Source organism: Pedobacter hiemivivus, from assembly GCF_005144565.1.
GTDB lineage: Bacteria > Bacteroidota > Bacteroidia > Sphingobacteriales > Sphingobacteriaceae > Pedobacter > Pedobacter hiemivivus.
In genome coordinates, this window is the sequence record NZ_SWDX01000013.1 from 1 (window position 1) to 17,908 (window position 17,908).

Here is a 17,908-nt window from a genome sequence, read left to right on the forward strand (position 1 = left end):
TGCGACTTCCTATGGAATACAGAATATGGAAATGCAGGGGGCTATGGCAATTTTTACCGTAAATTTAAAAAGAATCCTAAAACTGATCTAATATTCAATAAATCTGAGTTAAATCCAGTCAATTGCAACCAAAATGCTTATTTATCCTTCGAAAAAGACAGGTATATATTGATCAGAAAATCAGTATAACGAAATCTCAACTTTGTTCAATAAAAAAAACGATCAAGTAAAAAACATGTTCTACTTGATCGTTCCTTAAGCTGGCTCATAAATGAGGAACTTTTTCAGTGCCCTCGAATGATCAAACGCCCTTTTTTTATGTGTTACCATCTGCTACCAGAATGCAGAATAAAGTGCTACAAGCATTGCAAAAATGATCAATGCACCGATTGCAAATGAAGTAGATACCCTGAACATTTTAGCATCGATTTCTAATCCATTAGCCACTATACCTTTCTTATTGTCGTAGATACTGATAAAATACATACCAATCACACAGATTGCAAAAACTATCAGCATCCTATCCATAAACGGAATTTCGAATACCCCCGAAGAGTTTGCCACTGCCCATCCATAATTGTAAAGCGGAGACAAATCAACCATACCTGGAAGGAACTTAAGGATCACGGAAACAATAAACCCACCTACTGTAGCAAAAAGTGCTGCATTTGAAGTGGTCTTTTTCCAGAAGAAACCTAAAATAAACATGGCAAAAATACCCGGAGATACAAAACCTGTATACTCCTGAATGTATTGGAAGCCTTGTTTACCTTCACCCATTAAAGCGTTACCAACAACTAATGAAAGGCCAACTGCCATCAACATAGCCACCACAACGGTAATCTTTCCAACGTTTACCAAAGTACCTTCTCCAGCATCTTTATTGAATGCCTTTTTATAAATATCTAAGGTGAAAATTGTTGCGATACTGTTGGCTTTACCAGCAAGGGAGGCTACAATTGCTGCCGTTAAAGCAGCAAAAGAAAGTCCTTTTAAGCCAACTGGTAACAGCCCCAGTAATGCCGGGTATGCTTTGTTAGGATCTTGAACTCCAGATGAAGTAAGCAAGTTATCAGCACTGATGCCTGGTATTTTCTCTTTAATGATATAATAAACTGCTATACCTGGAATAACCACGATAACAGGCATCAGCATTTTTAAGAATGCAGCAAAGAGTAGACCTGCTCTGGCAACCGGCAAGGATGCCCCCAGCGCTCTTTGGGTAATGTACTGGTTACATCCCCAATAGCTTAAGTTTGCAATCCACATACCACCAATCAGTACGCTTAAACCAGGTAGATCCATGTAATTAGGATCATCCTTCTTAAAGATCAGATGGAAATGTTCGGAAGCTCCATCTGTTAGGATAGAGAAACCTTTCATAATACCACCATTATTAGAAATTAGGTTTAAGGCAATGTAAGTAGCTACAAGGCCACCTAATACCAGGAAGAACACTTGAATAACATCGGTGTAACCAATTACTTTCATACCACCCAAGGTGATTAAAATAGCAAATACCGCCAAGCCAATGATACATCCAACAATATTGAGTCCGGATATACCGCTAATGGCTAATGCACCCAGGTATAAGATAGACATTAGGTTAACAACAATATACAACATCAACCAGAATACAGCCATAATCATAGCCACCTTTTCATTGTAACGCTGACTTAAAAACTGTGGCATCGTAAAGATTTTGTTCTTCAGGTAAACAGGCATAAAGAACACAGCTACAATAATTAATGTTGCCGCTGCCATCCATTCGTAAGCGGATATGGCTAAGCCTAGTTTAAAGCCCGAACCACTCATACCAATCATCTGTTCTGCAGAGATATTCGATGCAATGAGGGAGGCGCCAATTGCCCACCATGTGAGTGAACCTTCGGCAAGAAAGTAATCTTTAGAGTCTGCAGTAGCCGTTTTCTTTTTATAATAAATCCAAAAACCGTAGCTGGATACAATTAAAAAGTAAACTAGAAATACGATGTAGTCGTACTTGTGGAGTGTATTCATGTTTATTTATATTGGTGTATAAGGTTACTAATGTAAAAAAATAATTGAGGTTTAATTTTGTTTTGGAGTGTTAAGCCAATTACGTAAATAAATATGCCAAACCCGCTTAATGTCCTTACTTCAATGAATTGATATAGGCTGCAATTTTTAGTCCATCGGCTTTAGAAACCTGTGGCATTGGCGGCATTTCTGTCGCATAGCCAGGCCAGTTTTCCGGCTTAGGATTGTGAATCAGTTGCAGGATCTTTTCATCAGAATATTTACGTTTGGCTATATCTATAAATGCTGGTCCAATTTGTTTTTTTGTTGGGTTGTGGCAAGCCAGACAAGTATTATTCGCCAATAAGCCCTTTACTTCTGCATAGGTTGGCGCTTTAGCGGGTGCTTTTGTTTCAGTTACCTTTTTTACAGGAACAGCCTTTTCCTTAACTATTGATCCTCCTTTTTTAACTGCTGTCGGCGTAACATTTGCCACAGGATCATTTGCCGAATTTCTAGTGCTCAGTTCATTCGCTGCCAGCTTATCTCCTGCCGGGATATTATTTAAAGTGTAATAAGCTACCGGATGTACAATCGAATAGAAGTTCTGTTTTTCACGGATGCCGTTAACCTTTATCGTGTGGATATAGTACTGACGCAAGTTGTCGACTACAATTCTAGCTTTTAAACCGTCTGCAGATACTTTGACACCTTTTACTTTTAAAGATTCAGTGTTTACCGGTGGTGAGCCATATACTGGCTGATATTTGTAAATAAAGCTTTCTACATTGTATGAAGCAATATCCTGAGCAGATTTTAAATCTACAGGACTGGTAAATTCAATTTCAAAACCATCAGGCATTGCCCTTACCGCTTTCATTTCGAAAGGAACTTTATTGTTGTAAACCAAACGTTCAAGGCCCTCATTAGCATCTCCGGCAGAACCCCATCCACGATTTGTTTCACCAACAAACAAGGATCCATCTTGTGCCCAAGCCATTCTCAATACGCCAGAACGGAAACCGCTTCTAAACAAAAAGGCAGCACCTTGCTCCTCACCATTCACCTTTTCCATAAATACCCTTGAAATAATACTCATTCCTTGGTCGCCAACTAAAAGTTGACCTTCAAATGGACCGAAAGTACCTTGAGGGATCTTTACGGGCTCTGAAGTAGATACCCCTAAAATGCCATAAGGCAGCCATACAGCTGGCATACGGAGTTCTGGGAATTCTTTCTTCATATCGAACAGCGTTTTAAAGTTCTCGTTTACTCTGTTCTCTGGTTTGATGTAATTTCCATTGTTATCCTTTACTCTTCTTTCATCTATTTTGGAGTAGAAAAGTTCGGAACTTAGCTTAACGGGTGAATCACTTCTTTTTGTCCATGTTAAACTGGCCGGGTGTCCCATAAAATCACCTTGATTTACTTTCCACACACCGCCTGAACCTACCCAATCACCTTGATTTTCGGTATAGTACAGCTGACCGTCAATTACGTTTAATCCTGCAGGAGAACGCATTCCTGCCGCCCATGGTTTCATCTTTCCATCTTCAGTGATGTTCATCGACCAGCCACGCATAGGTACCCTGCTTTCTGCACGCCACCATTCCTGGTTACCAAAAGCAACATTGGCAGTCACAAAGAAAGAGCCATCAGGTGCTATTTTAGGACCAAAGCTGTATTCGTGATAATGTCCACTTAATGGCCATGCGTAAATGGTCTCATAAACATCGGCCTTGCCATCCATGTTTTTATCGATAAGCTTGGTCAGTTCACCTCTTTGAGCTACATAAAAAGCGCCATCTTTATAAGCTAAGCCTAATATTTCGTGCAAACCTGTAGCAAACTTGCGAAAATATGGTCTATTGCTTGTTGGATTTTCCACGACATACACATCACCACGACGGGTTGATATGCCAAGGTCGCCATTAGGTAAAGTAACCAATCCGCCTACTTCAAGTACCGGGCCTTCTGGTATTCTAACCTTCATGATCTTAAAAAAATCTTCTTCTTTTGGTGTTTCCTGAGCCCATACAGTTGTAAAACTAAAGCTCAAAGCTAGCATTGCCAGCATTTTAAAAGTATGTTTCATATTTGGTGTAGGTCGGATTAGAATGAAATAGAATATTTTAACTTGTTACCCAGCAGAATGATCATCTCCTTTTTGCCGTCAACATCCCTGATTATTGGTTTACTTACCGTCTCATCAAGTTCCAGATAAAAAGCTTTTCCATCAACCAAATAAAATCCCTGAACCAATTCTTCAATAGCGCTAGCATTGGCCAATAAAACATATAAACCTGATACCGGTTTATCTATAGTCAGCGTTCTGCTTAATCCTTTACCACTATCTAATGCCTTAATTGCATCTGTAACCTGAGCACCATATATGTTATATTTAAACTCTGGTCGCTCTTCATCGTCCATCACATAACCCTTTGTGCGGAAACCGGTTCCGGTGCTATCAAGAGGCCATGCGGCTTGTGGACTGCTTAATTGTGCCACAGCTGGTGTCAATTTATTTGTGAATGTAGTTACAGCTCCACGTGCTTTAGAGGTTCCATTACCCCGATCATGCCACATTGGTGTCGCATCAACAAATTCTCCGTGCCAGGCATGCAACAATAAGCCGTTATCAAGATCATAGCTATAATGCACTTGTTTCGGACTGCCCACAGAAATAGCATGTACGGAGCGTTGGTTAGGCGCAAAATCAACAAAACTGCGGATCATGGTATTGGTTGGTGCATCAATATAGATTGGATCTGCACTATCCTTACCCTTCTGACCTCCATTGAGCTGATCGGCAGGTAGCTTTGATATTTTAATATTTTTGAATGCTACTGCACCATGGTCGCCTTGCAAACGTAAAGGTCCCATAGCTTTTTCTTTGCCAGCACCTCTGGTTGGTCCCAATAGTTCTACATTGTCGTGAATAAGCACACCATTCAATTCTACAGCAAGCATCCTTGCGTTAGCTATCTTGTTTCCTGTAGCATCAAATTTCGGCGCCTGAAATGCTATTTTTAAATGTTGCCATAAGCCTGGTGCTTTACTTGCATTTTGGCGTGGAGCATAACCATTGAAACCTTTTTGACCTTCTGGTCTTGAGTCGTCCCAACGTTCGTAAATCCCACCATTGTCTGATGAAAGCGGCTTGGTATTCCCCCATGAATCCAACAGTTGAATTTCGTAATTTCCTTGCAGGTAGATACCTGAATTAGAACCTTTGGCCATCAGATAATCTAATTCTAGAATCATATTGCCATGTAACGCATTGGTAAACAGATCTGCACCCTGATTTTTCTTGCCCGGGTAGTTTACAAGGATTCCCTCGCCTTTTACTGCGGTTAATTCATTGTCGGTTTTTAAGCTGGCGGTAACACCATTTGCTAGCGACCAGCTTTTGCCTGGCGCTTTAAATGAGGAGAGATCGTTGAGGCTAATGCCCGACTGGTCAGTCAGCTGTTGGGCCGACACCAGTGCTGTTCCAAACAGCCACATAAATGCAGTTGTTCCGAACTTTAAATAATTTAATTTCATATTGTGTGTTTGGTTTATTAAATAAATGTAGTAAAATCATCCAATTCCAAAAGATTTTTGAAATAATGATTTTATTACTCTTTTAAACCATCAGTCTAATAATATGAGTTTAATATGTAATTAAGGCGCTTTTTTAGATAAAAAATGTTAATAAATATTATTGTACAATTTACACTAACTTAAGATTTTAGCCATTGACCGCCTCCCTTTTTGGTTTGTATATGAACTGAAGGTAAATAAGCGCAAGTACTGTAATTCCAGTACAACAATAAAAGGTGACAGGGATCATACGCAGGTCATCGATAAACAACCAGCCCGCAAGTAATGCGCCCAAGCCTATTCCCGCTTCTAATGCAATATACATGGTTGCCATAGCCTTGCCCCTTTGAGCTGGATTACTCAGATCGGCTGTCCATGCAGAAACAGTTGGCGATAACATTCCTGTTGCTATACCATATAACGCAGATGCCAGCATTAAACTAAGCGAAGAACTGGACAAGGCAATCCACAATAATGATGCTGCCAAAAGTGCAAGTGATACTTTTAATATGTGTGTTCTGCCATAGTTATCTGATGCTTTACCGGCAACAAAACGGATGAGTAATGAGGTAAGCGTGAAAACCATAAAAAACAAGCCTTTATTGCTTGTACCAAGGTGTGCACTCCAATCTGATATTACGGTTAGAATCGCTCCATAACTGATATAGCTCATAAATATAATGACCACAGCAGGGATCACTCGCCATTCAATGATGTCCTTCTTGTCGATTTTTAGATGCTTCAACTTAAATTTCGCCTTCCCAGGAAGCGTTTCTTTCATATTAGCCAAAATAACAATGGACAATAAAGCGAATAAGGAAGAGCAATAGAAAAGGATATTGATGCTGTAGTGATCAGTTATGGTGCTGCCTATAGCAGGTCCAATCGCTAATCCGGTGCTAAAACAAATCCCATGAATACCCATTGCTTCCCCCCATTTTCCAGCAGGAACTAAATCAGCAACATAAGCTGCTGTGGCCGTAGGTTTAAAGCCTGTAGAAAAGCCGTGAATTAATCTGAGAAGAAGGAAACCTGATATTGTAGTCAGCATTGGATAAAGGAAGCCACACACAAAACATACCAGCGATCCCACAGCCATAACTGGTATTCTACCAATAGTATCTGTTAGTTTTCCGCTAAATGGTCTCGAAAGTCCAGCAGTAAGTGTGAAAAGAGCAATAATTAAACCTTTATATTCTGCGCCCCCCATAGCTGTTAAATAAGCTGGCAGTTCAGGGATAAGCATGTTAAAACTGGCGGAGAAGAGAAAGGAACTTAAACAAACAAGGCCAAATTGTAAGGAGTATATGGAAGTAGAAGGATGTTGCATTGCGCAACAAAAGTAACAATTAAAATTAGCCATTCTCTTCAAGAGCTGCATTATTCGCTGAAAAAGCGAAAAACGCTGAGGCTCTTTCTGAGAAGGCAAATTTTATGAAAAAACAAGATAGCTAGTTTGCTTGCAGTCGCTTGTTCAATGCAGCGTATTACCTTTTGATTTCGTTCTTGCTGAAAACCGCCGCGATTTCTGAAAGTTGTTTTTCATCAAGTTTAGAGGTCTTCTTTAAAGCTTTGATGAAGTGTTGAACTTCTTCAGGTTTTGCAGGACAGCCAACATTTTCACCTTTTGTTGAGAAAGGCGCTCCTTCAGGTCTGATTTGTGAATCAGCAACAAGGTTTTGCTTTGCATCGAAAAATAACCATGTTGGTAAGCCTTGATCAGCATTGTAATATTTCGCTAGCAGATCATTACCTCCTGGGTTTTCAAGGTTCTCTTTCCCCTTTGATTCTTTAACTACAAAATCTGCGATTACATAGTTTTTATCGAAGTAAGGTTTAATAGCCGGGTCATTTAGACTAGCGATCATTTTATGGCACCAACCACACCATGAGGCATGGAAAATTGCAAGTACTTGTTTCTTTTCTTTTGCTGCTTTTTTAACCGCAGCGGCCAATACCTCTGTGGCTGGTGCAGGTGTGGCTGCGGCTGACGTAGTAGTTTGTGCAATGGCAGACTGAATGGTTAAAACGGTAGTAATGGTGAGTAATATTGATTTTAGTTTCATGATGAAATAAGTTTTGTTGAAGGTAGTAAATATTTTATTCCCTTCTATACTTGATGCATGCAGAGGAGCTAAACAAGAATACATAGTTTACTAAATATAATTGCATTAATATTTTTATTAAAACTAAAAATATTAGTAATATTGTGCTGTCGATTTACAATAGAAAACCACAGACATTTAAGCCTTATATATGATACAGTTGAATGACATACTTTATGGAAATGTAGAATTGCCCGCCATTTTTGGTGATTTACTAAATACAGGAACCTTAAAACGCCTTGGTGGTGTACATCAAAGTGGAGCCATATTTTTAGTGAACCCCGATTTAAGTCATTCACGTTTGGAACATTCTATTGGTGTAATGTTATTGATTAAAATCCTTGGTGGTTCTGAACTGGAACAAATTGCAGGTTTACTCCATGATGTTTCTCATACGGCATTTTCTCATGTAGGCGACTATGTATTTGAAAATGGGGAAGAAAATTATCATGAGCAGATTTATGCTGAGGTATTACTAAATTCAGAATTACCGACCATTTTATTGAAATATGGTTATCATATTGATCAGATCTTGAATGGTGTTTTTCCTATACTTGAACAGCCTCTGCCCCACCTTTGTGCAGATCGATTGGATTATACCTTACGTGATGCTTTACATGGTGGTTTGATTACAAGATATAGTGCAAGGCAATTTTTACAACATATTAAACTACAAAATGGACAAATTGTAGTTACTGATGAAGGGAAGGCAGATTGGATCAATGATACTTTTAAACGATTGAATGATGATCTCTTCAATTTACCATTGTACGTATATGCCAATCAGGAATTAGCATCAATCATACGTAGATTCCTCAAGAGCGGCTTTATAAAAGAAAGTGATCTACTTAAAGATGACACCTTTCTTCTTAATAAAATTAGAAGCACCAATGCTGGTTATGAGGCTATAAAATCCATAAAACTCCATAAAGGCTATACAAACTTTCTAAAGAAAGGCTCTGCCTTAAAGATAAAACCCCGCAGATTGAAAGCGCTATTGGTATAAATTGTTTTTTCACATTGCAACCCAGCAATTATTACACTCTGCATCATGTTTGAAACAAAATATGCCTTCTCAGAAAGAGCCTCAGCGTTCTTCGCTTTTTCAGCGAAGTAATGCAGCTCTTGAAGAGAATGGCTTATTTTAATTATTTAATAATACCTTTAGTGTACCAAATACACGAACAAATTATTAAATGAAAACACTACTTACAGTAACACTTTCCGGTATCACCGCTTTGTTGTTGTTCCTTTTCGGACAAAGCGATACTCCAGAAAAAGGCAAGAAGAACCACCTTGCAACAAGCAGCGACAAATTTGAAAAATTAATGATCGATACACCCGATCAAAGCAGGTTTGTAAAGGTTAACCTAATGCATGGCCAGTTTACCGAACCAACTGAAATGGCTATCTTACCAAATCTTGATATTCTGGTTGCACAACGCAGAGGCGAGATCAAGATTTATAAAAACCAATCTAAAACATTAAAAGAAGCACTTAAACTAGATGTTTATTTCAAGACAAATACACCAAATGTAAATGCTGAAGAGGGATTATTAGGTTTAGCCGTTGATCCAAACTTTGCTACAAACCAATATGTATTTGCTTTTTATAGTCCTATAAAAACTTCTGTAAACAGATTGTCGCGCTTTAAATTGGTTAACGATAAGATCAACCCATCTTCTGAAAAGGTGATTCTGGAATTTTATGCTCAGAGAGAAATCTGTTGTCATACTGGAGGATCGATAGCCTTTGGTCCTGATGGTCTGTTATATGTATCTACGGGCGACAACTCTACCCCTTTTGACGTTCCAAAACAGGAATTTGTAAACAAGGGTTATGCACCTTTAGATAACCGTCCTGGGCTTCATCAATACGATGCCAGAAGATCAGCAGGTAATACCAATGATTTAAGAGGTAAAATATTGAGAATAAAAGTAAAATCTGATGGCACCTATAGTATTCCTGACGGTAATTTATTTCCAAAGGGCGACCCTAAAAGTAAACCTGAGATCTATGTAATGGGTAACAGAAACCCTTATCGCATATCAGTAGATCAGCAAACAGGTTTCTTATACTGGGGCGAGGTTGGACCAGATGCTTCTGGCGACAATGAGCAGAGAGGCCCACGAGGTTATGACGAAATCAATCAGGCACGTAAAGCAGGCTTTTTTGGCTGGCCTCTATTTATAGGCGACAACTATCCATACAGAGCTTATGATTATACCAATGGTAAAAGTGCTGAGCCTTTCAATCCTTCGGAACCGATTAACAACTCGCCAAACAATACGGGCTTAAGTCAACTCCCTTCTGCACAGCCTGCATACATCTGGTATCCTTATGGCGAATCAAAAGAGTTCCCTCAAGTTGGTTCTGGTGGTCGTACTGCCATGGCAGGACCTGTTTACCATACTAAACCGGGGATAAACCCCTATCCTGCTTATTATAATGGTAAATTACTGATTTATGAATGGGTTAGAGGATGGGTAAAAGCAGTAAGTATGTCGCCCGAGGGAAATTACCTAAGTATGGAACCCTTTATGAGCAATATAAAACTGGCTGCACCAATTGATATGGAGCTTGGGCCTGATGGTAAATTATATATCCTGGAGTACGGTAAAGGTTGGTTTACTAAAAATCCAGATGCCGGAATTGTAAGGATTGATTACCTAAAGGGTAACAGACCTCCACAGATTAAAAATATGGAGATCAAAAAGATCAGTGGTTTATTGCCTTATAAACTTGAAGCCACTGTAGATGTGAAAGATCCTGACGGAGATGCCTTAACTTACATCTGGAATCTAGGTAAAGGAATTAAAAAAACGACAACCGGCCCCATCTTAACACATACATTTACCAAAATTGGTGAATACCCTATTAATGTGAAGATTATAGATAAATCAGGAGCTTCATCTACCAGTAATACTATAGCTGTTTTTGCCGGTAATGAACATCCCAATGTCGAAATTAATCTTTTAGGTAATAAAAGCTTTTATTTCCCTTCTAAACCCATTAGTTATAAGGTCCTTGTTTCTGACAAAGGCGCTACAGTCAATAAAAGCAGGGTATACATCTCTAATACTTATACAGTAGGACTTGACCTTGCCGGGGCACAATTAGGTCACCAACAAGCAGCACAAACACTTGTGGGTAAATCATTAATGCTTAAATCCGATTGTAGTACCTGCCATAAAGTAAATGAGGTTTCAATCGGCCCATCCTTCACCAAAATATCGACTAAATATCAAAAAAATAACAAGGCAACAGCTTACCTTGCAAGTAAAGTTATCAAAGGAAGCAGTGGTGTATGGGGCGAAATTCCAATGCCAGCACACACTGCAATGAAGGAAGCTGAAGTGACACAGATTGCAGAATGGATCATGTCACTTGCTGCAAAAGCCAACAATACCCCTTCACTGCCTATGGAAGGAAAAATTGTACCACCAGCTACCATAAATGCCAATAAACCTGTATTTGCATTAAAAGCTAGCTACGCTGACATTGGAGCTGCCGGACTAAAATCTTTAAGTACAACAAAGGTTGTTAATCTAAGTAGTAACGTGATTGAAGCCAAAGACATAAAAGATCTTTCTCAGTTTGGTCGCAAAGACCTATCTGGCACCGAAGAATTGATATTTCCTCAAGATGCCGGTTGGATTAGATTGAAAAAAATTGACTTAACCGATATTGCCGCTTTCTCACTCAGCACAAAAGATATGGGCGGTAATGTTGATTATGATATAGAAATCAGATTAAACGACAAAAACGGACAATTACTTGGTAAAACAAACCTAAGCGCGAATACCAACATTCCTATAACAGCTGTCAACGGTAATGATTTTCACGATGTCTTTATACTGTTTAAAGCCAATAAAAAAGATGTAAAGAGTAGACCCCTGTTACAAAATATAAAAGTAACCACACTCCTATAAACACCGGCATCAAACTATAAAAGTCTGCATCATGCTATAAAACAAAATATGCCTTCTCAGAAAGAGCCTCAGCGTTCTTCGCTTTTTCAGCGAAGTAATGCAGCTCTTGAAGAGAATGGCTTATTTTGACTATTATTTTGTCTCTGATGGCTTTTTACCACCTAAATTTACTACCACTCCAATTGTAAATATCGAATTCCCAGCGCTAATAAACTTCCTGCTGTTCAAGCCAAAAGTTCCACTGGTGGTATACTGCAATTGCACAGCCTCACTCAAGCGCATTCTGGTAAAGAAAATAGGTTCCAGAAAGACATTCCCCTCCCTAACCTGTCCAATTGAATTGCGCGTAAAAGTCTTCATTTCTACATTACTGATACGTAATGCCGTTCCATAATTAAGCGGGTAGTTATTTCCAAAAAGGCGGAAATTGCGCTTCTTTTTAGAGCTGTAGTTAACTTGCAAAAAGGTTTTATTGTAAGTAATCTCTTCTAAATCCGATTTTATCAAGTTATCATTATCATCAAACTCCCTAAATACGCGATTGGTGCTACCGGTTCCAACTCCGGCATATATCTCTATGATCCTGTTGTTATCCGGACCAAAAGTATCAAACCAGCCACCACCAACTTCCACTAATTTTTGTCTATAATCCTTACTTTCTTTTTCCTTATCGATATAAGAGCCACTAAAAAGTACACCAATATGATCTGAAACTGCATAAGCACCATTGATACTCGTATTGAATTTAGGTGAAATGTGTACACCCCCACTAAATTCTCCCTTCTGACTAAGCATTGGGGTGTTGGGAACATTAGGCATATACACGGAAGAACAGGAGCTGACAAAGATGGTGGCAATAAATAACGGCAGTTTAAAATTTTTAATCATATAGGAATAGGATGCTTGTACCTACATAACGTAGGTTCTATTATTTTTCGTGCAAGGTATTATTTTTTTTATGATCTGCTAAAGAAGAACGCTACGTTTTAAAGCAAATTAGATCAGTGTATTACCTTTAAATTTCTCTAAAATCAAACAATTTGAGGGTTTTACGGTTGTTTTATTAATAATGATAGTGAATAATAAAACAATAATCATCTCGAATCGCTTACCGATTAAGCTTACAGAAGAAAACGGGGAATACAAATTAAGTCCAAGCGAAGGTGGTCTGGCAACAGGCCTGGGCTCCGTATACAAACAAGGAAATAACATTTGGATTGGCTGGCCGGGCATAGAAATACCGGAAGAACGGCACAATGAAGTGCGGATAAAACTTGCTAAGCTGAACTTAATTCCAGTTTTTTTAACGAATGAAGAAATCAGCTTATACTATGAGGGATTCTCAAATGAAGTCTTATGGCCAGTATTTCATTACTTAGTTACCTATGCAAATTTTGACCAGATATATTGGGATTATTACAAAATCGTAAACGAGAAGTTCAAAGAAGCCGTAATAGCGAACCTATCTGCTGGTGACACCATTTGGATACACGATTATCAATTGCTTTTATTGCCCGGCCTAATCAGATCTGAATTGTCACAGGTTACCATAGGCTTCTTTCAGCATATTCCATTTCCATCCTTCGAAATTTTCAGACTTATCCCCTGGCGGGAAGAACTAATTGTGGGTATGTTGGGAGCTGATTTATTGGGCTTTCATACTTTTGATGATGCGCGACATTTTTTAAGTGCAGCATCAAGACTTTCTTCAAGCAATCTTTCCGAAAATGTACTGTTATACAACGACAGACAGGTTGTTGTTGAAGCTTTCCCTATGGGAATCGATTCCAAAAAATTTGAAAAGCTCACCAAACATGAAAAAGTAGCCAAATTTACGGCCTCTATTAAAGCCAGTTTAAAAAACATTAAAACAATATTATCTATAGATAGGCTTGATTATAGCAAGGGGATATTACAGCGTTTGCAGGCTTTTGAGCTTTTGTTACAACTGCATCCCGAATACATTGGCAAACTTGCCCTATATATGATTGTTGTTCCATCGCGAGATACAGTGCCTAAGTATAAAGAGCTAAAAGATCAGATTGATCAGCTTGTGGGTAATATAAATGCACATTTTAGAACTATAAACTGGGTTCCGGTACATTATTTTTACAGGTCTTTCTCCATTGAATTCCTTTCGGCTATATATAGTTCAGCAGATATCTGCCTGGTTACCCCTATGCGTGATGGGATGAATCTGGTGAGTAAAGAGTATGTAGCCTCCAGAGTTCATCAGGATGGCGTATTGATATTAAGTGAAATGGCAGGAGCCTCTAAAGAGCTAAATGATGCATTGATCGTAAATCCAAATAACATTGGCGACATTATGGAAGCGATTGTACAAGCCTTAAATATGTCGACAGAAGAGCAGCATATCCGTATGAAGAGTATGCAGGCTATAGTCGCTAAATTCGATATACACCTATGGGTTAAAAATTTTATGGACAAGTTGAAAGAAGTAAAGATGATGCAGGAATCCTTACATACCAAATATGCTACTGAAAATGTTCGTGACCAAATAGCTGCTGATTATGTAAAAGCAAAAGACAGATATATTTTTCTAGATTACGACGGCACATTGGTTGGTTTTAATGCTGATATTGATAAGGCTGCTCCAGATGAAGAATTGTATTCAATATTAAAACAGTTGACGCTTGACCCGGCAAATCGTGTTATTCTGATCAGCGGCAGAAGATATCAGACTTTGCAGGAATGGTTTGGACATTTGGATCTTGATATGATTGCCGAACATGGAGCCTGGCAAAAGCAAAAGGATACAGAGTGGAAGCCTTTACCCCTGCTTACGGACAAATGGAAGCAAGAAGTGAAAACAGTATTGGACACTTACACTGACCGTACACCAGGATCTTTTGTAGAAGAGAAAAGCTACTCACTAGTATGGCATTACCGGAAGGTGGAAGAAGGACTTGGTGAATTGAGGGCTCATGAAATTCTTAATCACCTTAGAATGCTAACTACAGATAAGGGCTTGCAAATGATGCCTGGAAATAAAGTAATTGAGTTTAAAAACATTGAAGTGAATAAAGGTAAAGCGGCTCAAAATTGGCTATACAGTAATAATCCAGATTTTATACTTGCCGTAGGCGATGATCATACTGATGAGGATATATTTAAGGCATTATCGCCCGAAGCCTATTCTATTAAAGTGGGCAGCAACATTTCTGCTGCCCGATATTACCTTAAAGATTATTTTGAAGTAAGAGACCTGTTGAAGGAGTTAGTTCAAGAGAAATAACCATTCGTTTCATTTTTTACAGGAACACCGGCCTGTCTAGTTTTATGGCAATCCGGTGTGCCGCATTCATTAAGCCAACATGACTGTAGGCTTGAGGGAAATTACCCCACTGACTGCCGTCAACTTCATCGACATCCTCGCTGAAGAGTAGTAAATGGTTCGCATATTTTATGATGGATTCAAATTCTCTGATTGCGTCCTGTAATCGCCCAACACAGGCTAATGCCTCGACATACCAAAAAGCACAAATTAAAAATGTGGTTTTTGGCTTGCCAAAATCATCTTTGTGAAGATACCTGTAAAATAGCCCATTTTCAGTCTTCAGTTCATTTTCAAGCGCGATCAAATGATCTTTTGCCCTTTGCGATTCAGGATCAAGGTAATTCATTAGAATCAGCTGCAATGTACTGGCATCTAAGTTTGTACTGCCTACAGCGTGATTATACACTTTACGTACAGGATCATAACAATCCTCAATGTGTTTAGCGGCCTTATCAATCAGAATCTGTGCGCGATCTTCGAATGGTTTATTGCCTATTGTTTTGGCCATTTTTAAAGCCGCATTAGCACCTGCCCATTGAAAAAGATTAGTGTAACAATGGGTATTGGCAATACTTCTAAATTCCCATATGCCAGCGTCCTTTTCATCAATAGTGCGTTCTATCTTTTTTAAAAGGTAATCTAACCATTTTTCAGAATCCTGTCTTTCAGAATAAATGAAACGACGATCTGTATATAAGGGCAGCATAGAAACTAAAACCTGTCCATAAATATCATTCTGAATGTGTTCATAAGCCTGATTTCCAACTCTGACCGGTTTGTTACCCAAATACCCCTTTAAGTTCCTGAGTTTACGTTCCGTCAGCACCCTTTCTCCGGCAATACCGAACAGCGGTTGATAGCGTTCATCATCCCTAAAAGAGATATCGGTGATATAGTTGAAATATCTTTCCATCTCTTCGAAATGGCCAATGTGATTTAATGAAGTAATTACATAATAGGTATCCCTCATCCAGCAATAGCGATAATCCCAATTCCTGCCACTCCCCTGAGATTCAGGCAAACTGGTAGTACTCGCTGCAATGATTGCGCCCGTATCCTCATATTGATGTATTTTTAAAGTGAGGGCTGATCTAATGACGTAAGATTGGTAAAAACCAGCAATGGTAGAGTGTTTGATCCACAAACGCCAATACTTGATGGTTTCTCTTAAAAACCGTTCGGCCGTGCCGATAATAGGCGCGTCCAATTCATGACCATAAGTAAGAATGAGGTATTTAGGCTCATTTAAGGCAAAATACTTCCCATCCTCAATATAGCTTAAAGATATATTGGTGCTCAATTGCATATCCTCATCAGCGCCGGTAAATTCGATGTGATTACTGCCTCTACTACCACGTTGCTTTTTACCACCGTATTCATATACAGGTTTGCAGGTTACCCTAACCCTTGGGTTACCATCCAAAGCTTCTATTTTCCGAATAAGCATTAATGGCTTATAGTATCTTTCAAATTGATAAAAACGTGGCGCAAAGTCGGTAACCCTGTACTTCCCTTCCGGATTACTGATTTCAGTACATATAACATTGGTATTCTCCATGTAATATTGCCTTGAAGTATATTCACCATGTGGAAGAACGGAAAACTCGCCACCTTTATCTTTATCTAATAAACCACCAAATACAAAGCTACTATCAAATCTTGGCCAGCACAGCCAATCAATATTTGTATTTTTATTTACATGGGCAAGGTAAGCGCAATTTCCAATAATTCCGGTTTGGTAAGCATGTCTCTCTGTCATATTTTACTCCTGTTGATATGATATAACAACAGGATGAACCTGGTTTTGTTCAGTCCAGTTTGAATTTATGCTATTTTATGAAGTTCTTATATAGACTATTTACAGTCGTTTTAATGAAATCATTATAACCTTTTGAGTAGGTTGGACTGCATCCATTTGTGATCACCACAATTCCAAATTTCTCTTCCGGTTGGAAGAACATGGCGCTATAAAGACCATAGGCAGAGCCAGTATGCCCCTTTAAAGTGACACCAGGAATGAGGTTGCTCGTTGTTAGGATAGCTAGTCCATAATTTTCCTGATCAGAGATTTTTGTTTGCATGAGTTTAGCACTCTTTTTAGCTATTATTCGCCCCCCTTTATATTTACCCTGATTCATATGCATGGTCATATATTTCGCGAGATCAGTTGCCGATATTTTCATGCCCCCTGTTGGAGAGAACATCGGCGTACTGTAACCTGGTATATAGTTTTTTAATCCTTCACTACGCGAAATATAAGCCGACGGTTGAGGGCTAAAACTCTTTGTTGTTGTATCGTATTCATAAAGCGTTACAAATCGACTCCTATCTAACGAGTCTAAACAATAACCACCATATAAATTTAAAGGATTAAGGATGTGTTGTTTTACGTAACTATCAAAGCGCTGTCCCGAACATTTTTCAATAACGGCCCCAACCATATTGTAATTGAGATTGCAATATTGATAACCTTTTCCTGGTTCATAGGCATTGTAGCATTTGGCCCAGTTGACATTTTTTTCTGGATTAATAACATCAAAGTTGAAATATCCTTCGCTATCATTAATACTTGAGGTATGCGACATCACCATTTTTAAAGTGATAACAGTTTCTGGAAATTTAGGATTTCTGATTTTAAAGCCCATCAGGCTGCTAAAGTCATCATCTAATGATAACTTCCCTGCTTCTACAAGTTGCATGATAGCTGTAGCCGAAAAGGACTTAGAGATAGACGCAATTCTAAAGATGTTATCATTAGTAAGTGGTATATTACTTTCAACATCCTTTAAACCGAAGGAGTGTGTGTAAATGAGTGCTCCTTTTTTTACAACAGCGACTGAAACTCCTATAGCATCAAACTTCTTCATGATGTCTTGTATTTCGACTTCAGCTGGTGCTGGATTAACTTGTGCAAGGACAGGAGTTACAATCGTAATAAAAAAAAGTAGTGAAAAGCAGCGTTTTAATGAATTGATCATAAAATCAAGATA

12 protein-coding genes are annotated in these 17,908 nt (G+C 38.7%); 4 read left to right on the forward strand and 8 right to left on the reverse strand.

Going from position 1 to position 17,908, the window contains the following annotated elements; genetic code table 11:
• On the forward strand, window positions 1-189 hold a 189-nt coding region (locus tag FBD94_RS26165), incomplete at its 5' end, for a hypothetical protein (protein WP_205945934.1).
• Window positions 190-333: 144 nt separating this feature from the next.
• Here FBD94_RS26165 and FBD94_RS23120 read toward each other — a convergent pair.
• The 5 genes from FBD94_RS23120 to FBD94_RS23140 form a co-directional block, all read right to left on the reverse strand.
• Window positions 334-2,019 (reverse strand): sodium:solute symporter family transporter, encoded by a 1,686-nt coding sequence (locus FBD94_RS23120; protein WP_131610695.1) that lies wholly within the window; start codon window positions 2,017-2,019, stop codon window positions 334-336.
• Window positions 2,020-2,134: 115 nt separating this feature from the next.
• A complete protein-coding gene (locus FBD94_RS23125; RefSeq protein WP_136881987.1) occupies window positions 2,135-4,093 on the reverse strand; it encodes a c-type cytochrome in 1,959 nt (652 codons plus the stop codon).
• Window positions 4,094-4,110: 17 nt separating this feature from the next.
• Window positions 4,111-5,544, reverse strand: a complete 1,434-nt coding sequence (locus FBD94_RS23130) for a 3-keto-disaccharide hydrolase (RefSeq protein WP_136881988.1) — start codon at window positions 5,542-5,544, stop codon at window positions 4,111-4,113.
• A gap of 187 nt (window positions 5,545-5,731) precedes the next feature.
• Complete coding sequence (locus tag FBD94_RS23135) at window positions 5,732-6,913, reverse strand: MFS transporter (RefSeq protein WP_136881989.1); 1,182 nt, start codon at window positions 6,911-6,913, stop codon at window positions 5,732-5,734.
• A 157-nt stretch (window positions 6,914-7,070) separates the two neighbouring features.
• The gene (locus FBD94_RS23140; RefSeq protein WP_165503661.1) at window positions 7,071-7,649 is read right to left on the reverse strand and encodes a thioredoxin family protein; all 579 of its coding nucleotides are present in this window, start codon (window positions 7,647-7,649) and stop codon (window positions 7,071-7,073) included.
• Between the two features lie 190 nt (window positions 7,650-7,839).
• On the opposite strand from FBD94_RS23140, the gene FBD94_RS23145 reads away from it, so the two are divergent.
• Together FBD94_RS23145 and FBD94_RS23150 are read left to right on the forward strand one after the other, a co-directional pair.
• Window positions 7,840-8,694 (forward strand): HD domain-containing protein, encoded by an 855-nt coding sequence (locus tag FBD94_RS23145; protein WP_136881990.1) that lies wholly within the window; start codon window positions 7,840-7,842, stop codon window positions 8,692-8,694.
• A 190-nt stretch (window positions 8,695-8,884) separates the two neighbouring features.
• The gene (locus FBD94_RS23150; protein ID WP_136881991.1) at window positions 8,885-11,620 is read left to right on the forward strand and encodes a PQQ-dependent sugar dehydrogenase; all 2,736 of its coding nucleotides are present in this window, start codon (window positions 8,885-8,887) and stop codon (window positions 11,618-11,620) included.
• A gap of 132 nt (window positions 11,621-11,752) precedes the next feature.
• On the opposite strand, the gene FBD94_RS23155 is transcribed toward FBD94_RS23150, so the two are convergent.
• The gene (locus FBD94_RS23155) at window positions 11,753-12,508 is read right to left on the reverse strand and encodes a hypothetical protein (protein WP_136881992.1); all 756 of its coding nucleotides are present in this window, start codon (window positions 12,506-12,508) and stop codon (window positions 11,753-11,755) included.
• A gap of 181 nt (window positions 12,509-12,689) precedes the next feature.
• On the opposite strand from FBD94_RS23155, the gene FBD94_RS23160 reads away from it, so the two are divergent.
• A complete protein-coding gene (locus FBD94_RS23160; protein WP_136881993.1) occupies window positions 12,690-14,876 on the forward strand; it encodes a bifunctional alpha,alpha-trehalose-phosphate synthase (UDP-forming)/trehalose-phosphatase in 2,187 nt (728 codons plus the stop codon).
• A gap of 16 nt (window positions 14,877-14,892) precedes the next feature.
• On the opposite strand, the gene FBD94_RS23165 is transcribed toward FBD94_RS23160, so the two are convergent.
• Both FBD94_RS23165 and FBD94_RS23170 read right to left on the reverse strand, forming a co-directional pair.
• Complete coding sequence (locus tag FBD94_RS23165) at window positions 14,893-16,677, reverse strand: glycoside hydrolase family 15 protein (protein WP_136881994.1); 1,785 nt, start codon at window positions 16,675-16,677, stop codon at window positions 14,893-14,895.
• Window positions 16,678-16,747: 70 nt separating this feature from the next.
• Window positions 16,748-17,896 (reverse strand): serine hydrolase domain-containing protein, encoded by a 1,149-nt coding sequence (locus FBD94_RS23170; RefSeq protein WP_136881995.1) that lies wholly within the window; start codon window positions 17,894-17,896, stop codon window positions 16,748-16,750.
• Window positions 17,897-17,908: the final 12 nt, after the last annotated feature.

Coding starts and splice junctions, on each gene's coding strand:
- FBD94_RS23135 (WP_136881989.1), bottom strand. CDS start 6,913: ATGCAACATCCTTCTACTTCCATATACTCCTTACAATTTGGCCTTGTT.
- FBD94_RS23140 (WP_165503661.1), bottom strand. CDS start 7,649: ATGAAACTAAAATCAATATTACTCACCATTACTACCGTTTTAACCATT.
- FBD94_RS23130 (WP_136881988.1), bottom strand. CDS start 5,544: ATGAAATTAAATTATTTAAAGTTCGGAACAACTGCATTTATGTGGCTG.
- FBD94_RS23165 (WP_136881994.1), bottom strand. CDS start 16,677: ATGACAGAGAGACATGCTTACCAAACCGGAATTATTGGAAATTGCGCT.
- FBD94_RS23150 (WP_136881991.1), top strand. CDS start 8,885: ATGAAAACACTACTTACAGTAACACTTTCCGGTATCACCGCTTTGTTG.
- FBD94_RS23145 (WP_136881990.1), top strand. CDS start 7,840: ATGATACAGTTGAATGACATACTTTATGGAAATGTAGAATTGCCCGCC.
- FBD94_RS23120 (WP_131610695.1), bottom strand. CDS start 2,019: ATGAATACACTCCACAAGTACGACTACATCGTATTTCTAGTTTACTTT.
- FBD94_RS23155 (WP_136881992.1), bottom strand. CDS start 12,508: ATGATTAAAAATTTTAAACTGCCGTTATTTATTGCCACCATCTTTGTC.
- FBD94_RS23160 (WP_136881993.1), top strand. CDS start 12,690: ATGATAGTGAATAATAAAACAATAATCATCTCGAATCGCTTACCGATT.
- FBD94_RS23125 (WP_136881987.1), bottom strand. CDS start 4,093: ATGAAACATACTTTTAAAATGCTGGCAATGCTAGCTTTGAGCTTTAGT.
- FBD94_RS23170 (WP_136881995.1), bottom strand. CDS start 17,896: ATGATCAATTCATTAAAACGCTGCTTTTCACTACTTTTTTTTATTACG.